This window comes from Thalassotalea coralli (assembly GCF_055786205.1).
The window spans coordinates 51252-73677 of the sequence record NZ_JBVVBK010000003.1 but is presented as its reverse complement, the minus strand read 5'-3'; the positions used below and the strand labels follow the sequence as shown (position 1 = coordinate 73677).

24 protein-coding genes are annotated in these 22426 nt (G+C 40.9%); 9 read left to right on the top strand and 15 right to left on the bottom strand.

Annotation, left to right across the window (positions count from 1 at the left end; genetic code table 11):
- Positions 1-35: 35 nt before the first annotated feature.
- Positions 36-866 carry a Dam family site-specific DNA-(adenine-N6)-methyltransferase gene (locus ACOB80_RS08615; protein WP_473165412.1) on the top strand — a complete coding sequence of 277 codons (831 nt, stop codon included), beginning with the start codon at positions 36-38 and terminating at the stop codon, positions 864-866.
- A 14-nt stretch (positions 867-880) separates the two neighbouring features.
- On the opposite strand, the gene ACOB80_RS08610 is transcribed toward ACOB80_RS08615, so the two are convergent.
- On the bottom strand, positions 881-1072 hold the full coding sequence (locus tag ACOB80_RS08610) for a DUF2970 domain-containing protein (RefSeq protein WP_473165411.1): 192 nt from the start codon (positions 1070-1072) through the stop codon (positions 881-883).
- Positions 1073-1203: 131 nt separating this feature from the next.
- A complete protein-coding gene (locus tag ACOB80_RS08605; protein WP_473165410.1) occupies positions 1204-1872 on the bottom strand; it encodes a TorF family putative porin in 669 nt (222 codons plus the stop codon).
- Positions 1873-2153: 281 nt separating this feature from the next.
- Here ACOB80_RS08605 and rpe point away from each other — a divergent pair, with 281 nt between their 5' ends.
- Entirely contained in the window at positions 2154-2828 is a 675-nt protein-coding gene (rpe, locus tag ACOB80_RS08600; RefSeq protein ID WP_473165409.1) for a ribulose-phosphate 3-epimerase, read from the top strand.
- Between the two features lie 18 nt (positions 2829-2846).
- On the top strand, positions 2847-3851 hold the full coding sequence (gene trpS / locus ACOB80_RS08595; RefSeq protein ID WP_473165408.1) for a tryptophan--tRNA ligase: 1005 nt from the start codon (positions 2847-2849) through the stop codon (positions 3849-3851).
- Between the two features lie 68 nt (positions 3852-3919).
- Here trpS and ACOB80_RS08590 read toward each other — a convergent pair whose 3' ends face one another.
- From ACOB80_RS08590 to ACOB80_RS08565, 6 genes are all read right to left on the bottom strand, one after another.
- Positions 3920-4981, bottom strand: coding sequence for a hypothetical protein (locus tag ACOB80_RS08590; protein WP_473165407.1), 1062 nt, complete (start codon positions 4979-4981; stop codon positions 3920-3922).
- A gap of 38 nt (positions 4982-5019) precedes the next feature.
- Positions 5020-5880 (bottom strand): ThiF family adenylyltransferase, encoded by an 861-nt coding sequence (locus ACOB80_RS08585; protein ID WP_473165406.1) that lies wholly within the window; start codon positions 5878-5880, stop codon positions 5020-5022.
- 26 nt (positions 5881-5906) lie between these two features.
- A complete protein-coding gene (locus ACOB80_RS08580) occupies positions 5907-6695 on the bottom strand; it encodes a PEP-CTERM/exosortase system-associated acyltransferase (RefSeq protein ID WP_473165405.1) in 789 nt (262 codons plus the stop codon).
- 87 nt (positions 6696-6782) lie between these two features.
- Positions 6783-8003, bottom strand: coding sequence for a pyridoxal-dependent decarboxylase, exosortase A system-associated (locus ACOB80_RS08575; protein WP_473165404.1), 1221 nt, complete (start codon positions 8001-8003; stop codon positions 6783-6785).
- Between the two features lies 1 nt (position 8004).
- Positions 8005-9597 (bottom strand): acyl-CoA ligase (AMP-forming), exosortase A system-associated, encoded by a 1593-nt coding sequence (locus ACOB80_RS08570; RefSeq protein WP_473165403.1) that lies wholly within the window; start codon positions 9595-9597, stop codon positions 8005-8007.
- Positions 9598-9712: 115 nt separating this feature from the next.
- Positions 9713-10555, bottom strand: coding sequence for a patatin-like phospholipase family protein (locus tag ACOB80_RS08565; RefSeq protein WP_473165402.1), 843 nt, complete (start codon positions 10553-10555; stop codon positions 9713-9715).
- Positions 10556-10661: 106 nt separating this feature from the next.
- Between ACOB80_RS08565 and ACOB80_RS08560 the strand changes: the two genes are divergently transcribed.
- Positions 10662-11432, top strand: a complete 771-nt coding sequence (locus tag ACOB80_RS08560) for a S1 family peptidase (protein ID WP_473165401.1) — start codon at positions 10662-10664, stop codon at positions 11430-11432.
- Between the two features lie 43 nt (positions 11433-11475).
- On the opposite strand, the gene ACOB80_RS08555 is transcribed toward ACOB80_RS08560, so the two are convergent.
- From ACOB80_RS08555 to gpmM, 5 genes are all read right to left on the bottom strand, one after another.
- Positions 11476-12441 carry an NAD-dependent epimerase/dehydratase family protein gene (locus ACOB80_RS08555; protein ID WP_473165400.1) on the bottom strand — a complete coding sequence of 322 codons (966 nt, stop codon included), beginning with the start codon at positions 12439-12441 and terminating at the stop codon, positions 11476-11478.
- Entirely contained in the window at positions 12438-13784 is a 1347-nt protein-coding gene (locus ACOB80_RS08550; RefSeq protein WP_473165399.1) for a UDP-glucose dehydrogenase family protein, read from the bottom strand. The genes ACOB80_RS08555 and ACOB80_RS08550 overlap by 4 nt, the downstream gene beginning before the upstream one ends.
- Before the next feature lie 65 nt (positions 13785-13849).
- The gene (locus ACOB80_RS08545; RefSeq protein ID WP_473165398.1) at positions 13850-14614 is read right to left on the bottom strand and encodes a divergent polysaccharide deacetylase family protein; all 765 of its coding nucleotides are present in this window, start codon (positions 14612-14614) and stop codon (positions 13850-13852) included.
- A gap of 69 nt (positions 14615-14683) precedes the next feature.
- Positions 14684-15838 (bottom strand): murein hydrolase activator EnvC family protein, encoded by a 1155-nt coding sequence (locus ACOB80_RS08540; RefSeq protein ID WP_473165397.1) that lies wholly within the window; start codon positions 15836-15838, stop codon positions 14684-14686.
- A gap of 30 nt (positions 15839-15868) precedes the next feature.
- A complete protein-coding gene (gene gpmM, locus ACOB80_RS08535; protein ID WP_473165396.1) occupies positions 15869-17413 on the bottom strand; it encodes a 2,3-bisphosphoglycerate-independent phosphoglycerate mutase in 1545 nt (514 codons plus the stop codon).
- A 203-nt stretch (positions 17414-17616) separates the two neighbouring features.
- Here gpmM and ACOB80_RS08530 point away from each other — a divergent pair, with 203 nt between their 5' ends.
- The 4 genes from ACOB80_RS08530 to gpsA are packed head-to-tail and all read left to right on the top strand — an operon-like array spanning position 17617 to position 19892.
- Complete coding sequence (locus ACOB80_RS08530; RefSeq protein WP_473165395.1) at positions 17617-18045, top strand: rhodanese-like domain-containing protein; 429 nt, start codon at positions 17617-17619, stop codon at positions 18043-18045.
- A gap of 26 nt (positions 18046-18071) precedes the next feature.
- Positions 18072-18329: a glutaredoxin 3 gene (grxC, locus tag ACOB80_RS08525; RefSeq protein WP_473165394.1), complete on the top strand. Its 258-nt coding sequence runs from the start codon at positions 18072-18074 to the stop codon at positions 18327-18329.
- Between the two features lie 58 nt (positions 18330-18387).
- Positions 18388-18885 (top strand): protein-export chaperone SecB, encoded by a 498-nt coding sequence (secB, locus tag ACOB80_RS08520; RefSeq protein ID WP_473165393.1) that lies wholly within the window; start codon positions 18388-18390, stop codon positions 18883-18885.
- Positions 18885-19892 carry an NAD(P)H-dependent glycerol-3-phosphate dehydrogenase gene (gene gpsA / locus ACOB80_RS08515; protein ID WP_473165392.1) on the top strand — a complete coding sequence of 336 codons (1008 nt, stop codon included), beginning with the start codon at positions 18885-18887 and terminating at the stop codon, positions 19890-19892. Before secB ends, gpsA begins: the two co-directional genes overlap by 1 nt.
- A gap of 83 nt (positions 19893-19975) precedes the next feature.
- Here gpsA and trmL read toward each other — a convergent pair whose 3' ends face one another.
- Positions 19976-20440 carry a tRNA (uridine(34)/cytosine(34)/5-carboxymethylaminomethyluridine(34)-2'-O)-methyltransferase TrmL gene (gene trmL, locus ACOB80_RS08510; RefSeq protein ID WP_473165391.1) on the bottom strand — a complete coding sequence of 155 codons (465 nt, stop codon included), beginning with the start codon at positions 20438-20440 and terminating at the stop codon, positions 19976-19978.
- Between the two features lie 104 nt (positions 20441-20544).
- On the opposite strand from trmL, the gene ACOB80_RS08505 reads away from it, so the two are divergent.
- Positions 20545-21414, top strand: a complete 870-nt coding sequence (locus ACOB80_RS08505; RefSeq protein WP_473165390.1) for a cation diffusion facilitator family transporter — start codon at positions 20545-20547, stop codon at positions 21412-21414.
- A gap of 26 nt (positions 21415-21440) precedes the next feature.
- Here the strand turns inward: ACOB80_RS08505 and ACOB80_RS08500 are convergent, their stop codons facing one another.
- Complete coding sequence (locus ACOB80_RS08500) at positions 21441-22424, bottom strand: alpha/beta fold hydrolase (RefSeq protein WP_473165389.1); 984 nt, start codon at positions 22422-22424, stop codon at positions 21441-21443.
- Positions 22425-22426: the final 2 nt, after the last annotated feature.

Genomic DNA, 22426 nt, shown 5'->3' with positions numbered 1-22426 from the left:
TTGGTGGCTAAATGCCAAAGAAGAAAGTAAATACAATGGCAACAAAAAAGCATCGTGCTTTTTTAAAATGGGCTGGTGGTAAGTACAGTCTGATTGAAGAAATTAATAAACTGTTGCCATCTGGTGAGCGTTTAGTCGAACCTTTTGTTGGTGCTGGATCAGTATTTTTGAATACTGATTATAAAGAATATGTGTTAAACGACATCAACAAAGACTTGATTAACCTTTATCAAACCATTCAACAGACGCCTGAAAAGTTTATTGCCGATGCGCGTAAACTGTTTTGTGATCAAAACAATCAAGCGGAAGCTTACTATGAGCTTAGAAAAGAATTTAATGCCACTGTCGATAAGTATTATCGCTCGCTTTTGTTTCTCTACTTAAATCGTCACGGATACAATGGTTTGTGTAGGTACAACCGCTCTGGTGGCTACAATGTGCCATTTGGTAAGTATAAAAAGCCCTATTTTCCTGAAGCCGAACTTGAATTTTTCTCTGAGAAATCACAAAAAGCGATTTTTATTTGTGAAGGTTATCGTCAAACGTTTGAACGAGTTCAAAATAACGATGTCGTCTATTGTGATCCTCCATACGTGCCACTGAGTAAAACAGCGAGTTTTACCAGTTATGCAGGTAATGGTTTTGGTCTAGATGAACAAGCCGACTTAGCCAATGCCGCCGAAGAAACGGTTAGCCGAGTGAAAGCAAGCGTACTGATCAGTAATCACGATACCATTTGGACGCGCAAGATTTACCAAGGTGCGGTAAAACGAAAGTCTATCAAGGTAGCTAGAACCATCAGTCAAAAAGCAACTCAGCGCAAAAAGGTCGGTGAATTACTCGCGCTTTATAAACCTAATAAATAGGAAAATATTGCCTTTTATCCTAGTACGGAAGAGACAATTAGCATTAGTAACGCGACAAATAAGACGACGCCAATAAAGCCAATTATAGCGAAGTGGACGAAATTACCCTGAGTAAAGTCTCGCTCTCGATTTTTAGCACTTTGTACACCTAAAAACGCCCAGCCAACACTTTTGATTGTATCGAGAATAGATTGTTTCTGCTCCATGAGTACGGCCTATTAATGAATCCTATACCACCTTAGCATATTAGATTAAAAAAGGGTAAAAACTGAACAGTTTCTACCCTTAGTACGTTATAAATTTTTGCTGTTGTAAGATTTAGTTTATAAATGTTCTTTTACAGGTTGAAGTCTAAGCTATAGCTAACATAAACCTTTAGATCACCTGCTGCGCCCGACAAGTCCGTTTGTGACGCACCTAATGTAAAGCCCTCATGACTAACACTAACACCATAGTCGATAGAATCTTCAGCTAACCAGTCGCCAGAATATGAGCCAAGGTGGAGAGCCATACTGGTTTTATCAGTTAAGGCAATTTCATAGTCGGCATAGCCATAAATAGTATCGCCAGCGTCGCCACCTTCACCGTCAGCTAATACAGCAACACCTAATGTTAGTGCATCAAAAGAGATTGAAGCGTAAACCTCGGAGAAATCAGCATCACCTGAGGTTTCATCTGGGTAGGCATAGTAAATAAAGCCAACATCGTAAGAAACACTTTCCGATATGCTACCAGTAAATCCACCGTAAAAATCTAGCTCGTATGTCATGCCGTCGGCCCAATCAGCGTTTGACGCCCATGTTCCGACATAAAAGCCACTGTCAGCACTAAAATCGATTCCGCCGGAAATAGCAGCGCTGCCATTGGTTTGTTCCAGACCACGCCATAAATAGTTACTGGTTGCTGCTACATTCGCTGTCCACTCACTTGCGCTTACACTAGGTGCTAGCATCATTGTTGATAGACTGAAAAAAAGTGCGTGTTTAAGGTTTAGTTTGTGTTTCATAGTTCTCTCATTTTTATAAAGGAAAGCTTTTGCTTTTTAGTTTTTCTTTGGACATTGCAATTTGGATGCCCACGGAATTAAAAATACTTTCTTTATAAAAAAACTAATCAAAACAAATGGTAATGTGGTTTTTGAAATGTAATGGTTGGCAGAGAGCATTCTGAATTGACCTAAGCTGGTGCAAAATTAATCTCGATGAGCGAAATATGTGCACGTAGTAAAGGTGATATATAATTGAATTTAGTATAAAGTAGCGCTGATTTTTTTAGAGGTAGCTGAGCATGTCTTCATATTTAATAGCACCATCCATTCTTTCTGCAGATTTCGCCCGTTTAGGCGAAGATGTTGAAAAAGTGCTTAAAGCGGGTGCTGATGTCGTCCATTTTGATGTAATGGATAATCACTTTGTACCTAATTTAACTTTTGGCCCTATGGTATGTCAGTCGCTAAGAGATTATGGGATCACAGCACCGATTGATGTGCATTTAATGGTCAAGCCTGTTGATAGCTTAGTACCTGCTTTTGCTAAAGCGGGTGCAGATATTATCACTTTTCATCCAGAGGCAAGCGACCATATAGATCGCACATTACAACTGATTAAAGATAGCGGTTGTAAAGCAGGTTTAGTGCTTAACCCTGCAACTCCTGTACATATATTAGATTACGTCATGGATAAATTAGATGTAATTTTACTGATGTCGGTCAACCCGGGGTTTGGCGGACAGAGTTTTATTCCGACTACGCTACAAAAGCTACGTGACGTTCGCCAGAAAATTGATGAAAGCGGCTTTGATATTCGACTTGAAGTCGATGGTGGTGTTAAAGCTAGTAATATTGCAGAAATAGCCGAAGCAGGTGCTGATATGTTTGTTGCGGGCTCAGCGATTTTTTCTCAACCAGATTACAAAGTTGCTATTGATGAAATGCGTCAACAATTAGCAAGTGTTAAGAAATAACGAATTAGGTAAACAATAATGACAAAACCAATTGTATTGAGTGGCTGCCAGCCATCTGGTGAGCTTACTATAGGTAACTACTTAGGTGCGTTAAAACAATGGGTTAATATGCAACAGACCCATAATTGCTACTACATGTTAGTAGACCAGCACGCAATTACAGTTCGCCCAGAAGCTGAAGCTTTAAGGAAAGCGACGCTAGACGGTTTAGCGTTATATTTAGCTTGTGGTGTTGACCCAGAGCAAAGTACTATTTTTATCCAGTCTCATGTGCCTGAGCATGCGCAGCTTAGCTGGATACTAAATTGTTATACCCAAATGGGTGAACTTAATCGTATGACGCAGTACAAAGATAAAGCGCAAAAGTCTGAAGCGAATATGAACGCTGGATTGTTTACTTATCCAGTGTTAATGGCGGCAGATATTTTACTTTACGGTGCTAACGAAGTGCCTGTTGGTGACGATCAAAAGCAACATTTAGAATTAGCGCGTGATGTAGCGACTAGATTTAACAACTTATATGGCGAAATATTCGCAATTCCTGAGCCACATATTCCTGAGTTTGGTGCTCGTATCATGAGCCTTCAAGATCCATTGAAGAAAATGTCTAAGTCGGATACCAATGTAGGCAACTTTATCGGCTTATTGGAAGATCCGAAAAAAATTACCAAGAAAATTAAACGAGCAGTTACAGATTCCGACGAACAAGCGCGTATTTATTTTGATGTTGCTGAAAAGCCTGGGGTATCAAATTTACTTTCGTTACTTTCGTGTGCGACAGGTAAATCTGTTGAAAGTTTAGTACCAGACTATGAAGATAAGATGTACGGCCACTTGAAAGGTGATGTTGCTGAAGCTGTTGTCGAGATGTTAACGCCAATTCAAACGCGTTTTAACGAATACCGCAATGACCAAGCCTTTATGGATGAAGTTATGCGTAATGGCGCTGTGAAAGCCTCTGAGCAAGCATCTAAGATTCTAGATAAGGTTTACGATGCTGTTGGTTTTATTAAAAGACCTTAAGCCTCATACCAACATAAAAAAAGCAGCGTCGAGCTGCTTTTTTTATGTTTAGATTATTTTGCGAATTATTAACAATCGTTTGTCATAAAGGAGTCTGGCGTTCTTCTGAAACTGCGATGTTTAACGGGTTTGTTAAAGCCGAAACGCAAAAACATCAGCCCATAGTCGTTTTCACCCACAACTGATTTCATGTTTTCACCGACGGCGTCCATGGCAGGCTGAAGGTTATCTTCTATTTTTAAATGACCGAGAGAAAAAATACCTGGTGCCGCATACGGCTGAACAGCTAAGCCAAGTTGACTTGCTTTAAGCCAAAAGCGTTGGATAGCTCTTCCGCCATTAATCACATCTCGACGACTATTACCTGGAATTTTGATGAGGGCTAAGCCAGGTGATGTCGCAATGGGTAGCCAAACAGAGCGCAAACCTAACATGGATGCCGCACCAAACTTGTTGAATAGGTTCATGGTTTTCCATTTACGCATCATTTTAAAAAATGGCAAGGCTACGGCTTCAATAGCAAGTGTTGAAATAGGCATGCCTTCGAGTGGTTTTTCTTCATCAAATTTAATGGTAGAGAACAACTCTTGATGCAATATTTTGCTTTTAAAGCGAATAGATTCTGCTTGACGAATAATAGGCAATACTTGCTTGCGATTTGTTTTATCGTTAAAGAAGGCTGCACTACAATCTGCTATCTGTGTTGCTGAAGAAAGTTCTTCTAACAAGTTGTTTTCTATCGGGCCTTTAAATGGGAAGCGTCTGTCGGTGCATCTTTTGGGGATCTCATCGGCAAAAAGCTGATCTGCATTATCAACTACTTCTTGTTTCTCAAAAGATATCGTCGCTACATGGTGCGACATAGGGTCTGCATCTGGAAGTAAATCAACATTAGCGAGTAATCTAAGCGCTTTCGCTTGAATCACGATATTTTCGATGACCGTGCCTAAGGCTATATCTGATAGAACAAAGCGTTGGTCAGACGCTTTTCCTGAGCGTGTAGGGTCGATGGCTAAAACCAAATCGCCATTTTCTCTCCAACAGAAGGTGTGAGGCTGACTATTGTCTGCCGATGGCGCTAAGATAGCGGCCTTTAATAAGCTGTCTTTTTCAGTTTCTTGTAATATCAAAAGTTAACCTTTATACCTGTGTTCTAAATGCCGATGAACTAAATGCCCATTTGTTTTTTAGCAATAGAGTACATGATCTTTTGTAAAATATTATTCTTACCACCAGGCCGCCAGGTTTTTTTGTATTGGTTGGTGTAGGCGTCAAAGTGTAACCCCCAAGGAACATTGAGCACTTCGCCACGATTTAAGAAAATTTTCACCACTTGAGCGGCGGCTACACCTGCGGCTAACTGGCAGCCAATAAAAGTTGATGGGCCTTTTTTATTGGCTAAATCGAGTGTACTTGGGTCAACTAAGTATGCGCGTTGCAATGCGGCAGGAGTCAGTCCCAAGAAGAATTTTAAATACTGCTCGTTCTCAGTATGACCTTCCATACCAAAGTACTCTTCAAAGGTCATTTTTCCTGGTAAAAAGTTGAGGTAAGCGGTGCCCATGCCTATAGGCGCAGCCGTTGTTGCTGGAATGCCTTTCTCTGCACATTTACTAAAGACGAGTTTTCGCGCATCTATCGCAAAAAAGTCGAGTGAATCGACATAACAATCTACGCCTTCTAGAAAGTCGTCTATATTGTCGCTGTTAATGCCGTCGGGGTAGGTTTCAATTTCAAGCTCAGGGTTGATCTCTAACGCCATTTTTACCATGGTGTCGAGCTTCTTTTCACCATAAGTGGTAACGTTAGCACCTACTTGTCTATTGGTGTTTTCACAGCCAAATTCGTCGAAATCAGAGACTTTAAATTTGCCGATACCAATGCGAACAAGGGTGAGGAAGTGATCGCCCCCAACTCCGCCCATACCTGCAATACCTATGCACTTGCTTCGTAAAGTTGCTTGTTCGTTTTCAGTAAACCACCCAATATTACGAGAAAACGCTAAGTCGTAGTCAAATTGATTCGACATGTCGGTACCTATCGCTTGTTTTTAATTTAATTTATTTCAGGGATTCTGAAGCTCGTGTTTTCGTCATAGCCTTTGAGCACTATCTGTTCGGCGAGTTCTTTTTCGATAATATCGTATAGTTCGCGCATTTGTTCGTTGAGCTCTACGTAAAAGCTTTCTCTTTTAAGGTAGAACATAGCACGACGACCGTGATAATCCATTTCATCACCGATTTGCTCAAAGGGGAGGCCAAAGCGCTGCAAGCGGCGGTTTAATCGTGGCTCCATCATCACCATGATACCAACATGATCACACATGGCGGCTAGTGCTAGACCACCTAAATACAATCCAATAGCGATATTAGGGAAGTTACGTCGCTCTTCTTCTGAGTACGCTGTCGCGGGATTAACAGAGTTAATGATGAATGGCTGATTTTTTTCTTGTTCACGGCGCCTGAACATTGAAAGAACAGCAAGACGAGAGATTTCACCGAAGCCACCTCGAGGTAGGGTAGTTGTATCTAGCACTTCTTTACGCGCACTCGATAAACAGTTGGCTTCGAAAGGTAGTAGCTTTGATTTGTCATTTGCAGGTGGAATAATAAGTCTTATGCACCCTGCATACACGCCTGTACGTCTATGCTCTAATAAGCAGTGGTAAGCGTAAGGGTCGCATTCGTCGGTTTCTATTTTTTCTTCGTTACTTGGCTCCCAACCCAATTCATCGCTATAGACGCTATACCTAATCTTGTAAGCTTCCTTTTGCAAGTCCTTGGTGCTGGCGAATCTGATCTTAAAATACTGATCAAAATTCTTAGCAATTGAATATTCGCTCATTAGTCCAATAAAGTCTTATAATACCTAATCTTAAATATAACAGTATATCCCGAAAATACATTACTTAATTTATGACATTTTCGTTTACTACAGTAAAATTTCGAATACTTGCGGTTGGCTTAGGAAGTCTTTTGGACTTGCACTAGGCCCGTAAGCCCCCGATTGATATACCACAACATAGTCACCTTCCTCTGCTTTAGGTAAGGTCACGCTATTTGCCAATATGTCTAGAGGGGTACAAAGTGGCCCAACAATATTGACTTTTTCTTCCACACCTGAGGCTTTGTTACCTAATGCTACAGGGTAATTTTTGCGGATAACTTGTCCAAAGTTTCCGGAGTTTGCTAGGTGATGATGCAAACCGCCATCACACACAACGTATGTGGTTTCACGAGATACTTTCTTATCGACAACTTTTGAAACGTATATACCCGCTTCGCCCACTAGATATCGACCTAACTCCATAATGAGCTCAATATTCTCTAATGAAGTATACGATTGGCATAGTGCATTTAGATTACTGCTAACTTCTTCGAGCTCTAACCGTTTGTCACCAGGAAAATACGGGATGCCTAAGCCGCCGCCAATATTGACATAATCTATACTGACTGGGGTTAGCTCAATTAGGCGACTTGCTAAATCGAAGGTTTTGTTATGCATTTCGATGATTGCATCAACGTTTAGGTTTTGAGAGCCTGAAAATATATGAAAGCCTCTAAAATTAATGGCTTCGTAATCAAGCGATGCTAACAAGTCTGGCAATAATTCTTCATCAATACCAAAAGGTTTAGCGCCGCCTGACATTTTCATACCCGAAGCTTTTAATTCAAAGCTAGGATTCACGCGAATCGCAATATTTGGCTTAATCGCCAACGCTTTACCTACTTCAACGGCCTTTGCAATCTCATTGGCTGATTCGGTATGCAAAGTAATACCGGCAATGATTGAAGCTTTTATATCGGCAACAGTTTTTCCGGGCCCAGCAAAACTAATTTCATTAGCTGGCATGCCTGTTTGAATGGCGAGTAGCATTTCTTTTGCTGAAGCAACATCAAAACCGTCAACCAAGTCTTTCATAAAGTGGACAAGAGGAGGGTAAGGGTTTGCTTTAATAGCAAAGTGCAGGCTAATTCGCTCAGGTAATGCCTGTTTCAATTTATCTATTGTCTTGCTAACGACTTTGCGGTCATAAGCATAAAAAGGTGTATTTCCCACCAAGCTTTCTACTTGAGCTAACGTTTTACCACCAACGAGAAGTTGTTCTCCTTCGCGGTTAAATTGATCCATATTTTCGTGAATTGCGGCCATGTTATGCTTGTTCCATAAAGAAATTTTGATAGGTTTTACTTAATAAACTTCGATCTATTTTACCGTTAGCATTGTGCGGAAGCTCATCAAGGATAATGACTTTTAGCGGCACCATGTAGGCAGGCAGTTGACTACGACAAAATTTAGTGACGTCTTGTTCTTCTAGCTGGGTATTAGGTTTTGCCGATGCGACAACAATGATAGCTTGCCCTAAATCTTCGTGCTTAGCGCCGACAACGGCAGCCTCTACGATGCTCTCGTGTTGATATAATGTTTCTTCAATTTCCATTGGGCTCACACGATAGCCAGAAGTTTTGATCATTTCATCTTGACGAGCGATAAAGTAAAGATAGCCTTGTTCATCCTTTCGCACTTTATCACCTGACCAAACGGCAATCTCAGGCAGAATCAAGCCTTTCGTTTTAAATGGTGCAGGTTTAAAGCGCTCATCTGTTTTTTCTTGATTATTCCAATAACCAAGGCTTACCAATGGTCCTAAATGTACTAATTCCCCAGGTTCATTTGCTTGGCATTCTTGTCCATGCTCATTTATTACCAGTACTTCAGCATTAGGTATGGCTTTACCCATCGAGCCTTGTCGGTTATCTACTTCGCTAGGCGGTAAATAGGTTGAACGGAACGCCTCTGTTAGACCATACATTAAATATGGGCTTGCTTGAGGTAATCGTTCGCGTAAAACAGCTAAGTTTGCCAACGTGAGTGCGCCACCTGAATTAGTAAAGTATCGGATGCTACTGGTGTCATAAGCCTGCCAATCTAGCTTACATAATTGCGCCCATAAAGGTGGTACGGCTGCTAAGCCTGTGACTTTATGTTTGTCGATTGTTTTCAACACATCTTGTGGTAATAAGTAATCGAGTAAAACGCAGGTTGCGCCTACAGAGAAGCTAGTCGTTAATTGGCTAAAGCCATAATCGAAACTTAATGGCAAGGCGGCGAGTACTACATCGTCTGCGGTATTTTCTAAATACTCAGCAACCGAGTGGCCACCTAAAACAATATTCTGGTGAGATAATACAACGCCTTTTGGCTTTCCGGTGCTACCTGAAGTATATAAAATCGCAGCCATATCGTGGCTCGTTACTGGAGCAGACGAAATTTTATCCGTGCATCGCTCAGAAAAACTTAACCAACTTAATACCGTTACATGGGCTTCTTGGCTTTCATGAGGCTCGTTAATGTCCACTAAAATGACATGCTCTAACGCCGGCATCTGCTCAATAACATTTTTTAATTGCGCAAAACGAGCTTTATTCGTAATGAGTAACTTAATATCGCAATCAGTCGCAATATGGACAACTTGAGGCGCTTTAAGTATTGGATTAACTGGCACAAAAACACCACCCATCTTACTTGCAGCGAACATGCTAGTGACAGTCGTGAAAGTTTTGTGCAAGTAAACACCAATGCGATCAAATCGAGAAAGCCCAAGCTGGCAATAACCGCTGGCAATTGTGTCAATTTGCTCTGATAACTCTAGATAATTGATAGCATCGCTTTTGTGAACCAATGCAGCTTTGTTGGCAAAATTACGTCGGCCAAAATCGACAAGCTCATGCACAAATTTTGTCATTTTTCTTCCTGAAGTTTACAGCGTATCTAGGCTCTTTTTGTTGATGCTATGTTAATATAAATAAAGAGCCTATGCTAGACGCCCAGCCCATAACAGGATAATAAAATGTACAAACTTAATTATCTATATCTAAAGCAAGTGCATTGACTTTTATTGGTATGATCTTACTCGCTGTGTGATACCCCTTGAAGTATAAGGCCTCTTTTTGTGCGGTGGTCATATTGAAATCAACGGCTGAGGAAAGCCCGGTGTTAACAACAACCGTGTTGTGCCAGAAAGCTTCATTGATATATTCACGTGAAATTGTGGTCATAAAGGTACGAATGAGCAAACTGACGTATTGAACGATCGGAAACATGCCCTTTACCTTGATTTCGTCGTATTCATAGTCGCCCTTTAATCTAAAGCATATGACTGGAGTGCCGTCGTCAGCCCAATCGCGGTGCAAGGCATCTTCGGACAAAATACTACCGTCTACCATTAAGTGCTCTTTAAAGCGCTTAAAGCTAAAAACGAGAGGTATTGACATTGAGAAGCGCACGGCGAGCGACACTTTAACGTCTGGCGTATTCTTTTTGTCAAAAATTACCGGCTTTCCTCGAGCGACATCGGTCGCGACTATATGTAAGTCGTAGTCTAATTCTTTAAAAGTTTTTCCTTGAAGTAGTCGGTCAATCCAGCGCTCAAATACATCACCAGAACTTAACCCGCCATTTCGAATGAGCTTGACCAAAGAAAAACCTCTAAATTGGGTATAGTCAGTATTTAGTGCAATATGTTTGACTTCAGAAAGAGATAACCCTGAAGCAAACAAACTACTAATAATACTGCCACCAGATACACCGACAATATGATCAAATTTTATATCGAACTCTTCTAATGCTTGCAAAATGCCTACGTGAGCAGGCAGTCGAGTTCCTCCCCCTGCTAGGATTGGAACTATTTTCCTTTTTGCCATTGTATAAAACACCTAAACTAACTTATTGTTATCGGTATAATTATGGTAAATAAACTACGATATTGCCTAATTGGGAATAAAAATAGCTTAAAAAAAGGGAAATTACGTGTTTAGCTCTTTGAAATATATACTTATTATCTTTTTTTGTCTTTTGGGTTACAGTGCTTCAGCTCAGGTATTGCCCGAAACTATAAAGAAAGTGAAACCTGCCGTCGTTGGGGTTGGTGTATTTACACCAACGGGGCGCCCTCAAAATAGCTTAAATGGGTCTGGTTTTGTGATTGGCAATGGAGAATATATTGTGACCAATCATCATGTTGTGCCTGAAGAGTTAGATGATGAGCTACTGCAAGAAATTGTGGTTTTTAGCGGTTCTGGAAAAGATGCTGTCGTTCACAAAACTACGCTAGTCGACTCATCGGCTAAATATGATTTAGCGATTTTAAAATTGAAACAAGGAAAGTTACCTGCTTTTACTATGGCTGCCGATTCTTATATAGATGAAGGTCGTGCTATTGCTTTTACTGGTTTTCCAATCGGGTCAGTTTTAGGTTTATATCCAGTGACGCATAGAGGAATTATTGCTAGCGTTACCCCAACAGTGACCCCTGTTATCGATGCCAAGCAAATGAATATTGCGACGTTAAGGAGACTAAGAGATCCGTACCTGGTCTACCAATTAGACGCAACAGCTTATCCTGGTAACAGCGGCAGCGCACTTTATGATGCTGAAACAGGCGAAGCGGTTGGAGTGATAAATAAAGTATTCGTGCAAAAAACGAAAGAAGGAGTTATTACAAACCCTAGTGGTATTACTTACGCTATACCCATCAAGCACGTAAAAGAGCTATTAAAGAAAAACAATATCCGGTTTTAGGTCGTGTATGAGCAGACCTTGTTTAACTGACGTCTGCTCACGTTTACACTTGATAATAATCTTTATACCACTGAACAAATTTAGCGATACCTTCATCGATGTTGACCTTAGGTCTTAATCCCGTCTTTTCAATAAGGGCGCTTGTATCTGCATATGTTTCGTAAACATCACCAGGCTGCATGTCAACGTAGTGCTTAATAGCTGTTTTGCCTGTGTGTTTTTCAATTGAAGAGACAAAATCTTCGAGTCTAACTGGCTGACCATTTCCAATGTTATGTACTTGGTGTAGTTGCTTGCCTGTAGGCGGAAGCGCTAACACTGCTAACACGCCGTCAACGATGTCATCAATGAATGTGAAGTCCCTAGATAATTTGCCATGATTAAAGATATCAATTGGTTTTGCTTGATAAATTGCTTCAGTAAATTTAAACAACGCCATATCCGGTCTTCCCCAAGGACCATATACGGTAAAAAACCGCAGGCCCGTTGCTGGAATCTGATACAAGTGCGCGTAAGTACTCGCCATTAATTCGTTAGACTTTTTAGTCGCAGCATACAGAGATACTGGGTTATCAACTCTTGCATTTGTAGAATAAGGCACTTCGCTATCGTTACCGTATACCGAGCTAGAAGAGGCGTATACTAAATGCTTAACTGGGTAGTGTCGGCAAGCTTCTAATACAGATAAATGACCAGTTAGGTTGCTATGACTGTAAGCAAAGGGGTTGTCTAAGGAATATCTAACACCGGCCTGCGCTGCCAAATGAATGACGTGATCGAAACGGTTACGCTCGAATAGTTCAAGTAACGCTTGATGATCTGCGATATCTTGTTTAACAAAAGTAAAATTATCGAATCGTTCGAGCTGCTTTAAACGGTCATTCTTTAAAGAAACTTGATAATAGTCATTGATGTTATCTAAACCGACAACATCAATGCCTTGCTCGCATAACTTTTGGCTTACATGAAAGCCAATAAAGCCTGCTGCGCCAGTAACTAGTACTCTCACGCGTTAAATTTCTCGACGCTTTCACCTCGGCCAATACCGAAATATTGAATACCTTTGTCTATCATCAATTGTGGATCATACAAGTTGCGACCATCGATGATTACCGAGTGTGTGAGTTGTTGCTTGATGAAATTAAAGTCTGGTGCTCTAAACTGACTCCACTCAGTGCAAATAACAAGAATATCTGCTCCTTTTAGAGCGGCTTCTTTTGTTCCAACGAGTTCAAGTAAAGGTTGATCGCCAAACATACGTTGGCATTCTTCCATAGCTTGGGGATCAAAGGCTTTGACATGTGCGCCAGCATCCCAAAGCGACTTCATTAATTCTATTGAAGAAGCTTCACGCATATCATCAGTGTTTGGCTTAAATGAAAGTCCCCAAACTGCAATTGTTTTTCCAGTCAAATCTTGGTCAAAGTAATTATTAACGTGACTGAACAGTTTTTGTTTTTGTCTAACGTTTACGGATTCAACAGCCTGTAAAAGAGCTGGCTGGTATTCAATTTCTTCGGCGGTTCTTATTAGAGCTTGAACATCTTTAGGGAAACATGAACCACCATAACCACAGCCAGGATAAATAAATTGATAACCAATTCTCGAATCTGAGCCTATACCGTGTCTAACAGCTTCAATATCTGCACCTAAACGCTCTGCTAAATTGGACATCTCGTTCATGAATGAGATTTTTGTTGCTAGCATACAGTTGGCAGCGTATTTGGTTAGCTCTGCAGAACGAACATCCATTATGATCATTTTGTCGTGATTGCGATTGAACGGTGCGTACAGTTCTCGCATCACCGCTTTAGTGTTATCGTTTTCTGTACCGACAATAATGCGATCTGGTTTCAAGCAGTCGTTAACCGCTGCACCTTCTTTTAGAAATTCAGGATTCGACACAACGTCAAAGTCAATCTGTACGTTGCGTTCAGCTAATACTTGATCAATTTTTTCTTTAACCAAATCAGCGGTTCCCACTGGAACGGTTGATTTGTTGATGACGATTTTCTCTTCTTGCATTTCAAGCGCAATAGTTTCAGCCACTTTCAATACATACTTTAGATCAGCTGAGCCATCTTCGTCTGGTGGCGTACCAACGGCAATAAACTGTAATAAGCCATGTTCTACACCCTCTTTCGCACTGGTAGTAAACGAAAGCTGACCATTTTGATAAGTCTGTTCTACGATGGATTGTAATCCCGGTTCGTATATTGGGATGATGCCTTGCTTAAGTTGGTTTACTTTTGCTTCGTCTATGTCGACACAAACAACTTCATGTCCAACCGATGCAAGTACTGCCGCTTGCACTAAACCCACATACCCTGTGCCAAATACCGTAATCTTCATAGAAACTGTCTTTTAATTGAAATTCAGGCGGAATTTTACGTAGGGTAAGGTGTTATATCAAGCGCTTAATCTGTGATTTGTCTATTTATACTAATTATCTCTTGGCGAGGAACTAAATGACTAATACCAACTAGTGAAATCCCTTGCTCTTCTAGCTTAGGGATAAGTTGATGAAGTGCTTGAATTGTTTCGGGATGAGGATGGGCGATTGCCACAACATTTTTATGTTTCTTTGCTAATCGCATCATTTGTAAAAACTGGCCTTCTATGTATTCAGGCGTTAACTGATTATCTAAAAATACGCGACGGCTTAAACTAGGCACGTTTAGAGATTTAGCTATGGTGCTTGCTTTGCTTTTTTGTGTGGTCAAGCTGTCGACAAAAAGTAAGTTTTTATCTTGTAAAAAGCGCATGGTCCACACCATAGGCGAGTATTGAGATGTTAACTTACTGCCCATGTGATTATTAATCCCTTTGGCAAAAGGAAGCTCTTCTAATGCTAATGTTAATGCGTGGCGTACTTCGCTTTCATCCATATCCGACGTTAGTGCGCCTGGTCCCAACAATTTTCCAGACTCTGATTCCATCGGTACGTGAATTAATACGTCCCGATTACTTGCATGTGCTTGAGTCGCTATAGATTTACCAAAAGGTGTTTGTGGTAGAACGGCAAACGTGATCTCGCCTGGCAGTTGTAAAGAAAGGGCGTCGGTTTTTCTGTAGCCAATATCATCGATTATAATGGCGACACGAGCAGTGTCCGCCAGCGCAACAGGTGCGATAAGCATTGAAATCAGAAAACCAATAACTGATGTAAAAACCCTAAACATTATTTATTAGTATTAGTGTTAGGCAAGTAATGTATTGGTCATTATTGATAAGCAATCATGAAGTGTCAACTAGCGGCACCAAAGCTTAGGGTTTACGGCTTGACCATTGTGCCTAATTTCGAAGTAGAGGCCGGATTGAGATTGACCGCCACTTTGCCCAACAAGTGCAATGGGCTCACCAGTTTCTACTCTATCACCAACATTTTTTAACAATGCTTGATTATGACCATATAGGCTCATGTAGCCTTTACCGTGGTCAACAACGATAACTAGGCCATAGCCTTTCAACCAGTCTGAAAACAATACCGTTCCATTGTGTACTGTACTGACAGTACGACCGACAGGGGATTGAATGAGCGCGCCTTTCCATTTTAAGTAACCCTGTTTTCTAGAGCCAAAGGATTTAATGACTTTGCCTTTTACTGGCCAAGACAATTGTCGTTTCAATTTTCCTAACCCGTTGAGCTCAGCAGATTGCCGGCTTAACCTAGCCAAGCGTTCCAACGCTTCGACTAAACTTTGTTCTTCAGCTTCGAGTTTCGCAAGTTGTTGTTCTGCTGTTAGCAGTTTCTGGTTTAGAGCCGCAATGCGTTGCTGGCGCAGTCCTTTGCGTTTTTCAAGTTGGCGTTTGTCGGCTATTTGCTTTTTCTTATTGTTTTCTAATGATGCAACTTGCTCTGCTTGTTCTATCTGCACTTGATTGAGTTCTTCAATAGTGGCTTGAAAGTTTGTGATTTGTTGCTGCCTAGCTTGATTTAAATACTGGTAGTAGCTTAAGTTACGTTGTATTTGATTGGCTTGATCTTGATTTAATAAAAGCTTGAGGTAATCGTGATATCCTGCGCTGTAGGCTGAACGCAGTTGAGCTGCCAGTTGAGATTCTTGTAATCGTTTTTCTTTAGTTAATGTTGCAGAACGTTTTTTCAGGGTAGCGATATTTTGCTCAATTGTGTCGATACGTTTTGCCGTGTCGGCAAGGGATTTAACTGACTGAGCGATAGCGAAATCGTCTTTTTTTATTTCGTTGGTTAGCTGCTCTTTGGTTAGCTTCGTTTGATTGATTTGCTGCTTTTCAGCGGCAATGGCTTTTTTGACTTCTTTAAGTTGCTTAGAGGTGTCTTGTTGAGCGCCTGATTCTTGACCGAAAGCTGCAGTAGCACAAATTAAGCTGACAAAGCATACCTTTGCCAGCTGCCATTTGCTTATGCGTTTAATATCGGTCATAGATTCACAGTAATCGAAAAATTTCGATTATTATGAATCAATTACCATAAGATTAGAACCGGTCATTTCAGCAGGTTGTTCCAAGCCCATTAAGTTTAAAATGGTTGGCGCAAGGTCTTGCAATGATCCTGAAGATGTTGGCGTCGCATGACGACCAACGTATATCAAAGGTACAGGCTCACAAGTATGTGCAGTGTGTGCTTGACCTGTCTCTTCATTGACCATTTGCTCTGCATTACCATGATCTGCCGTAATTAAACATTCACCACCAACCTTGTTTAACGCTTCCACTACACGACCTAAACTAGTATCAACAGCTTCACAGGCTTTTACTGCGGCATCGTAGGAACCTGTGTGACCCACCATATCGCCATTAGGGTAATTGCAAACAATAAAGTCGTAGTCTTGGCTTTCGATTGCCGCAACCAACTTGTCGGTAAGTATTGCTGAGTTCATTTCAGGTTGTAAGTCGTATGTAGCAACTTGTGGAGAAGGTACAAGAATTCTCTCTTCACCTTCAAATGTATCTTCACGACCACCGCTAAAGAAGAAAGTCACGTGAGCATATTTTTCAGTTTCAGAAATACGCAACTGAGTTTTGTTATGCTTTTCTAGCCATTCACCCAATACATTGTTAAGTGGTGCTGGCGGGAATGCACAACTTGTTTTGATGTCGGCTGCATATTCAGTCAACATAACAAAATCAGCTAATTTTACTTCGCGTTGACGGTTAAACCCTGAAAAGTCAGACTCAACGAAAGCACGTGTAAACTGGCGAGCACGGTCAGCTCGGAAATTCATGAAGATCATCGCATCACCATCTTCCATGGCAATTGCTTGGCCATTGTTATCTAAGATAGCGCTTGCTTTAACGAACTCATCTCGTTCATCTCTATCATAAGAAGCGGCTAATGCTTCAACAGCGGAGTCAAATGTAAAATCTGCCTCACCATTTACGATCAAGTTATAAGCAGATTCAACGCGCTCCCAACGCTGATCACGGTCCATTGCGTAGTAGCGACCAATGATTGATGCTACTTGTCCAGTGCCAATAGTAGCGAATAAGTCTTGTGCTTTTTGCAATGAAGGTTCGGCACTTTTCGGTGGTGTATCTCTTCCGTCTAGAAATGCATGTAGATATATCTTTTTCGCACCGCGTTGATGAGCTAGCTCTATCATCGCAAAAATATGATCTTCGTGGCTATGAACACCACCGGGTGACATCAGGCCGCAAATATGTACTGCCTTATCGGCAGCAACAGCTTTATCTACCGCGGCTGTAAGTGCAGCATTTTCTTGAAACTCCTGATCGTCAATGCTTTTGGTAATTCGGGTAAAGTCTTGATAAACAATACGTCCGGCACCTAAATTTACATGACCCACTTCTGAGTTACCCATTTGACCATCAGGAAGGCCTACAGCCATACCTGAAGTACCAATTAACATAGTCGGATATTGTGCATTTAACTTGTCTAATACTGGCGTATTAGCGTGGTAAATTGCGTTGTTCTCTGGGTTTTCTCTGTATCCCCAGCCGTCTAAAATAACTAATACAATAGGCTTTTTACTTGGCATTTTGGCTCTCTGTTGACTTTGGTTACTTCTAATAACTGGTTAGCAATTATACCAATGTATAAGTGCAATTGCTCTAGAAAATTAGCTTCGATGTTAAGGATTTTCTGTTACAAGTAAGATAAAAAAGTAATTTATGTGAAAATCCTCCTAGGTATAGGTATACTGTCGGCAATTTTTAATCAGGAATACTTGACGAAGGTAGTATGGACCAATTTATCGAGTTTTTAGGCAACCACCCAATGTTAACAGCTGCGTGGGTAGGTATATTTGTAGCGGTTATCGTGGTGAGCATTCGTATTAAAATGTCACCGGTAAAACAATTGTCGCCACAAGAACTTACCTTTGTAGTGAACAAAGAGTCTGGCGTTGTTGTTGATATCCGTACAGAGAAAGAGTTTAAAACTAAACATATTCTCGATGCGAAACATGTTGCTAATGAAAAAATCAACAAAGGTGAATTAACAAGCCTTGAAAAATTTAAAGACAAACCCATTATTCTTGTATGCGCTGCTGGTGTTACTGCCTCAGGCGCAGCAGATAAGCTAGTCAAAGCAGGCTTTGCTCAAGTTAACGTGCTAAAAGGTGGCATGAACGCTTGGATTGGGGCTGGGCTTCCTGTAGCTAATAAATAGTTGACATTAAAAGGTAATTGCTAAATATGACTGTTGAAATTTATACGAAAGTCACTTGTGGTTTTTGCATGAGAGCAAAAATGTTACTAGATAAAAAAAATGTCAATTACAAAGAAATCAAAATCGACGGTAATCCTGAGTTGCGCGAGCAAATGATTGAGCGCAGCAATGGTGGCTATACAGTACCGCAGATTTTTTTTGGTGACCGTCATATTGGTGGCTGCGACGATTTATATGCGTTATATGCCCAAGGAAAATTAGACGAGTTACTAGCAAACAGTTAACGAAAAATACCGTAAATTTAAATAAGCATTTAACATGCATCAATAGGATTATAAGACCATGGCTGATGAAAACCAAAGCAGTACAGAAGGTACAGAGCAGCAAGCACCACAATTTGCAATTCAACGTGTTTATATCAAAGACGTTTCTTTTGAAACGCCAAACTCACCAGAAATTTTCCAAACTGAATGGACACCTGAAATTCACTTAGATATCGATACGCGTTCAACCAAGTTAGCTAACGATACTTATGAAGTCGTATTGGCACTAACAGTAACGGCTAAATCAGGTGAAAAAGTTGGTTTCTTAGCGGAAGTTGCACAAGCAGGTATATTTACAATTGGTAATATGCCAGAAGCCCAATTAGCTCACACGATTGGTGCTTTCTGTCCTGCTACTTTATTCCCATATGCTCGAGAAGCAGTGTCTAACTTAGTGATTAAAGGGTCGTTCCCTCAAATCAATCTTGCACCTGTTAATTTTGACGCGTTATTTGCAAATTACATGCAACAACGTGCGGCACAGCAAGGTGCTCCAGAAGGCGCAGAAACACACTAATGGCACTTGAAGGCGCAAAAATAGCAGTATTAGGTGCAGGCTCTTATGGTACTGCACTTGCTATTTGTTTAGCTCGAAATGGGCACGAAACAATACTTTGGGGCAGAGACGCTAGTCATGTAACCCAGATGACGCAAGATAGGGAAAATGCCAAGTATTTGCCAGGCATAACATTTCCTGAAAGCATTGTACTGTCTGATGATCTAGTCGCTGCTGTTCAATCGACTGACACTGTTTTAGTTGTGGTGCCAAGCCATGCTTTTTCTGAAACGTTACGTAAAATTGCGCCTTACTTAACGGCTAATTCCCGCGTTGCTTGGGCGACTAAAGGGCTAGATCCGGATACGGGTAACTTACTTCAGGAAGTTGCACGAGACGTCCTTGGCGAAGATGTTGCTTTAGCAGTATTATCAGGCCCTACGTTTGCTAAAGAAATGGCTGCAGGGTTACCAACTGCTATTTCAGTTTCAGCAACCGAGCAGTCTTTTGTTGATGATTTATCAAAGCTGCTTCACTGTGAAAGAACTTTCCGTGTTTATGCCAACCAAGATTTTGTTGGTGTACAACTTGGCGGTGCGGTTAAGAATGTGATTGCTATCGGTGCAGGTATGGCGGATGGTATCGGTTTTGGTGCAAACGCACGAACAGCCTTAATCACACGTGGCTTAGTTGAAATGACTAGACTAGGTGAAGCATTAAATGCCGAGCCAACCACTTTTATGGGAATGGCCGGATTAGGCGATTTAGTCTTGACCTGTACTGATAACCAATCTAGAAATCGACGTTTTGGTTTAGCGTTAGGCAAAGGTATTGACGTTGAACAAGCGATGAAAGACATTGGTCAAGTTGTTGAGGGCTATCGCAATACCAAAGAGGTACATATGTTGGCGCAGCGTGTCGGTGTAGAAATGCCTATCGTTGAACAAGTTTATCAAGTACTTTATCAAGGCAAAAATGCCAAGCAAGCAGCTTCAGACCTGCTTTCTAGAGATCGAAAATTCGAATAGTCAGCCTTATACCATATAAATTGGTATTAGCGCTTTGTAAGTAAGCTCTTGTGTTTACGCACAGTAAAGGCTGACATTTTATGCTAAACGGCGTTAGGAAAGCCTAGTTGTCGCCACGCTTCATAAATGATAACTGCAGTTGCATTAGATAAATTCATACTGCGGCTATCGGCTAACATTGGAATTCTAATCTTATCTTGGTCAGGAATTTGTGCTCTAACTTCTTCTGTTAAACCAGCAGTTTCTGAACCAAACAATAAATAATCACCTTCGCGAAAATGAACGTCACCGTAATAGTTAGTTGCTTTTGTGGTAATTGCTAGCACTCTATTGGGATTTTCATTGGCGACAAAATCTTCGTAACTTGCATGACGCTTAACAGCGGCAAATTCGTGATAATCTAAACCCGCTCGTTTAAGCTTTTTGTCATCTAGATCAAAGCCTAGCGGTTCAATAAGGTGTAGCCTAAAGCCTGAATTAGCACACAAGCGAATAATATTACCTGTGTTAGGTGGTATTTGAGGTTGGAATAAAACGACGTCCAGCATGCACTTGCCTTGTGAAAATATTATATGAGCGAGATTATACCGATACTCTTAACAAGATAAAATCTTTGCTACCATTGTTATAGTGCAGTTAGGAGAATTTGAAGGTGGAAAACGCAAACCTTTACGCGAATAAAGTAAAGCTTGCTGCTCGTATTGCCGTGCTGGTAGCGGTTATTCAGCTATTAGTAAAAATATACGCTTGGTATAGCACGCAATCGTCAGCAGTATTAGCCTCGGCGACCGACTCTATGCTTGATATATTCTCTTCTGCAGTAAGTTTATTTGTTGTTTCAATAGCAACCCGACCTGCTGATGAAGACCACGCTTTTGGTCATGGTAAAGCAGAAAGTGTCGGTGGTTTGTGTCAAAGCGCTTTTATCCTTGGCTCTGCTTTGCTTTTACTCGTGCATGGTATTGAAAAGCTTGCTTACCCGCAACCGATTAAGCAAGCAAGCGTAGGTATGGCGCTTACCGTATTAACGTTAATAATGACCTTGGGGTTAGTACTTTATCAACGCAGAGTGGTTAAAAAAACGGGCTCGTTAGCAATTGAGGCTGATAGCTTACATTATCAATCAGACGTTCTACTGAATGTGGGCGTTCTTGTTGCTTTGATATTAATGGCTTACGAAATTTATTGGGTTGATGGGGTTTTTACGATTCTCGTAAGTCTATTGCTAGGCTATGGCGCAATTACGGTTACGCGAAAAAGTCTTTCGCAAATATTGGATGAGCAACTTTCCCCTAACGAACTCGATGAGTTAACAAAGATAGTGATGGCAAACGGCAATGTTCGTGGGGTACACGGTATAAAAACCAGAAGAGCTGGGCATCAATGCTTTATTCAACTTCATCTAGAGTTAGATGCAACCCAAACCTTAACAGCCGCACATCAAATTGGTGATGACGTTCAACAGAAGCTGGTTGACAGGTTCGAAAACGCCGAAGTCATCATACATCATGATCCTGTTTAGAAGTGTTAATGGGCTAATCGTAGTAGCTATTCCTCACTTAACCATTTTTCGATGTAGTGAAGTGCCTGATTTCGATAAATATCGAGTTCAAATAGCAGTTCATGGCGTGCATCATCAATAGTAAAAAGTGTTGCCTTTTTGCCATGTTTATTGAGTTGATTAACAAACTTAAATTGTGCGTCATTGTTAACAATAGTATCGGCACCTGCTTGTAGTAATGTTATAGGCTGTTCTATTTTTGCGATTTGTTTAAATATACGATTGTTGCTATCTAATGCTTGGGCTAACCAATTAAAAGTAACGCCACCAAGCTTTAACTGGCTGTGCTTTTCATACAAATTGATAAACCACGCATAACGTTCTCGCGAGTGCATTAATTCATTATCACCAAAGAGTTTTGGTTGATAATCATTTTGTCCGAAAAAATACCAAGGTTCTTTTGCTAACCACTTGTTTATGGCAACTCCGGTATTAGCGACTTTTCTGGCGAGCCATAGTGGAACATTGCCTGTTTCAATCGCGACCATAGGTGAACTTAACAAAACCTTTTCAACTAGCGATGGAAAAAGTTGAAGGGTTCTTATGGCAATAGCGCCTCCCATGGAGTGACCGAGTAGATAGGGTTTACTGTTACTTGGGCAGTATGTTGAAACATGTTCACTAATAAAGGTGTTAAGATCTTCCGCGTAGTCATCAAAATTAACAACAAAACCTTTTTGGCGGTTTTTGGTCATGCGACCAGATAAACCTTGACCACGATGATCTATAACAAAAATGCTGTAACCTAATTGAAATAGCTCAAAAGAAAATTCTTGATACTTTAAATAACCCTCACACCTGCCTGGGGAAATGGCGATGCAAGCTTTTGGTTGTTGATGAATAAATTTAGCAAAGGCAATGTTGACCCCGTCTTTACCTAAGAAGGAAGAAAACTCGCCGGTCTGCCAGAATCGCCTAACGTTTTCAGCTTTGTCTTGTGGAGACTGAAAGTGCTTACTTTCGTTTGCCATTA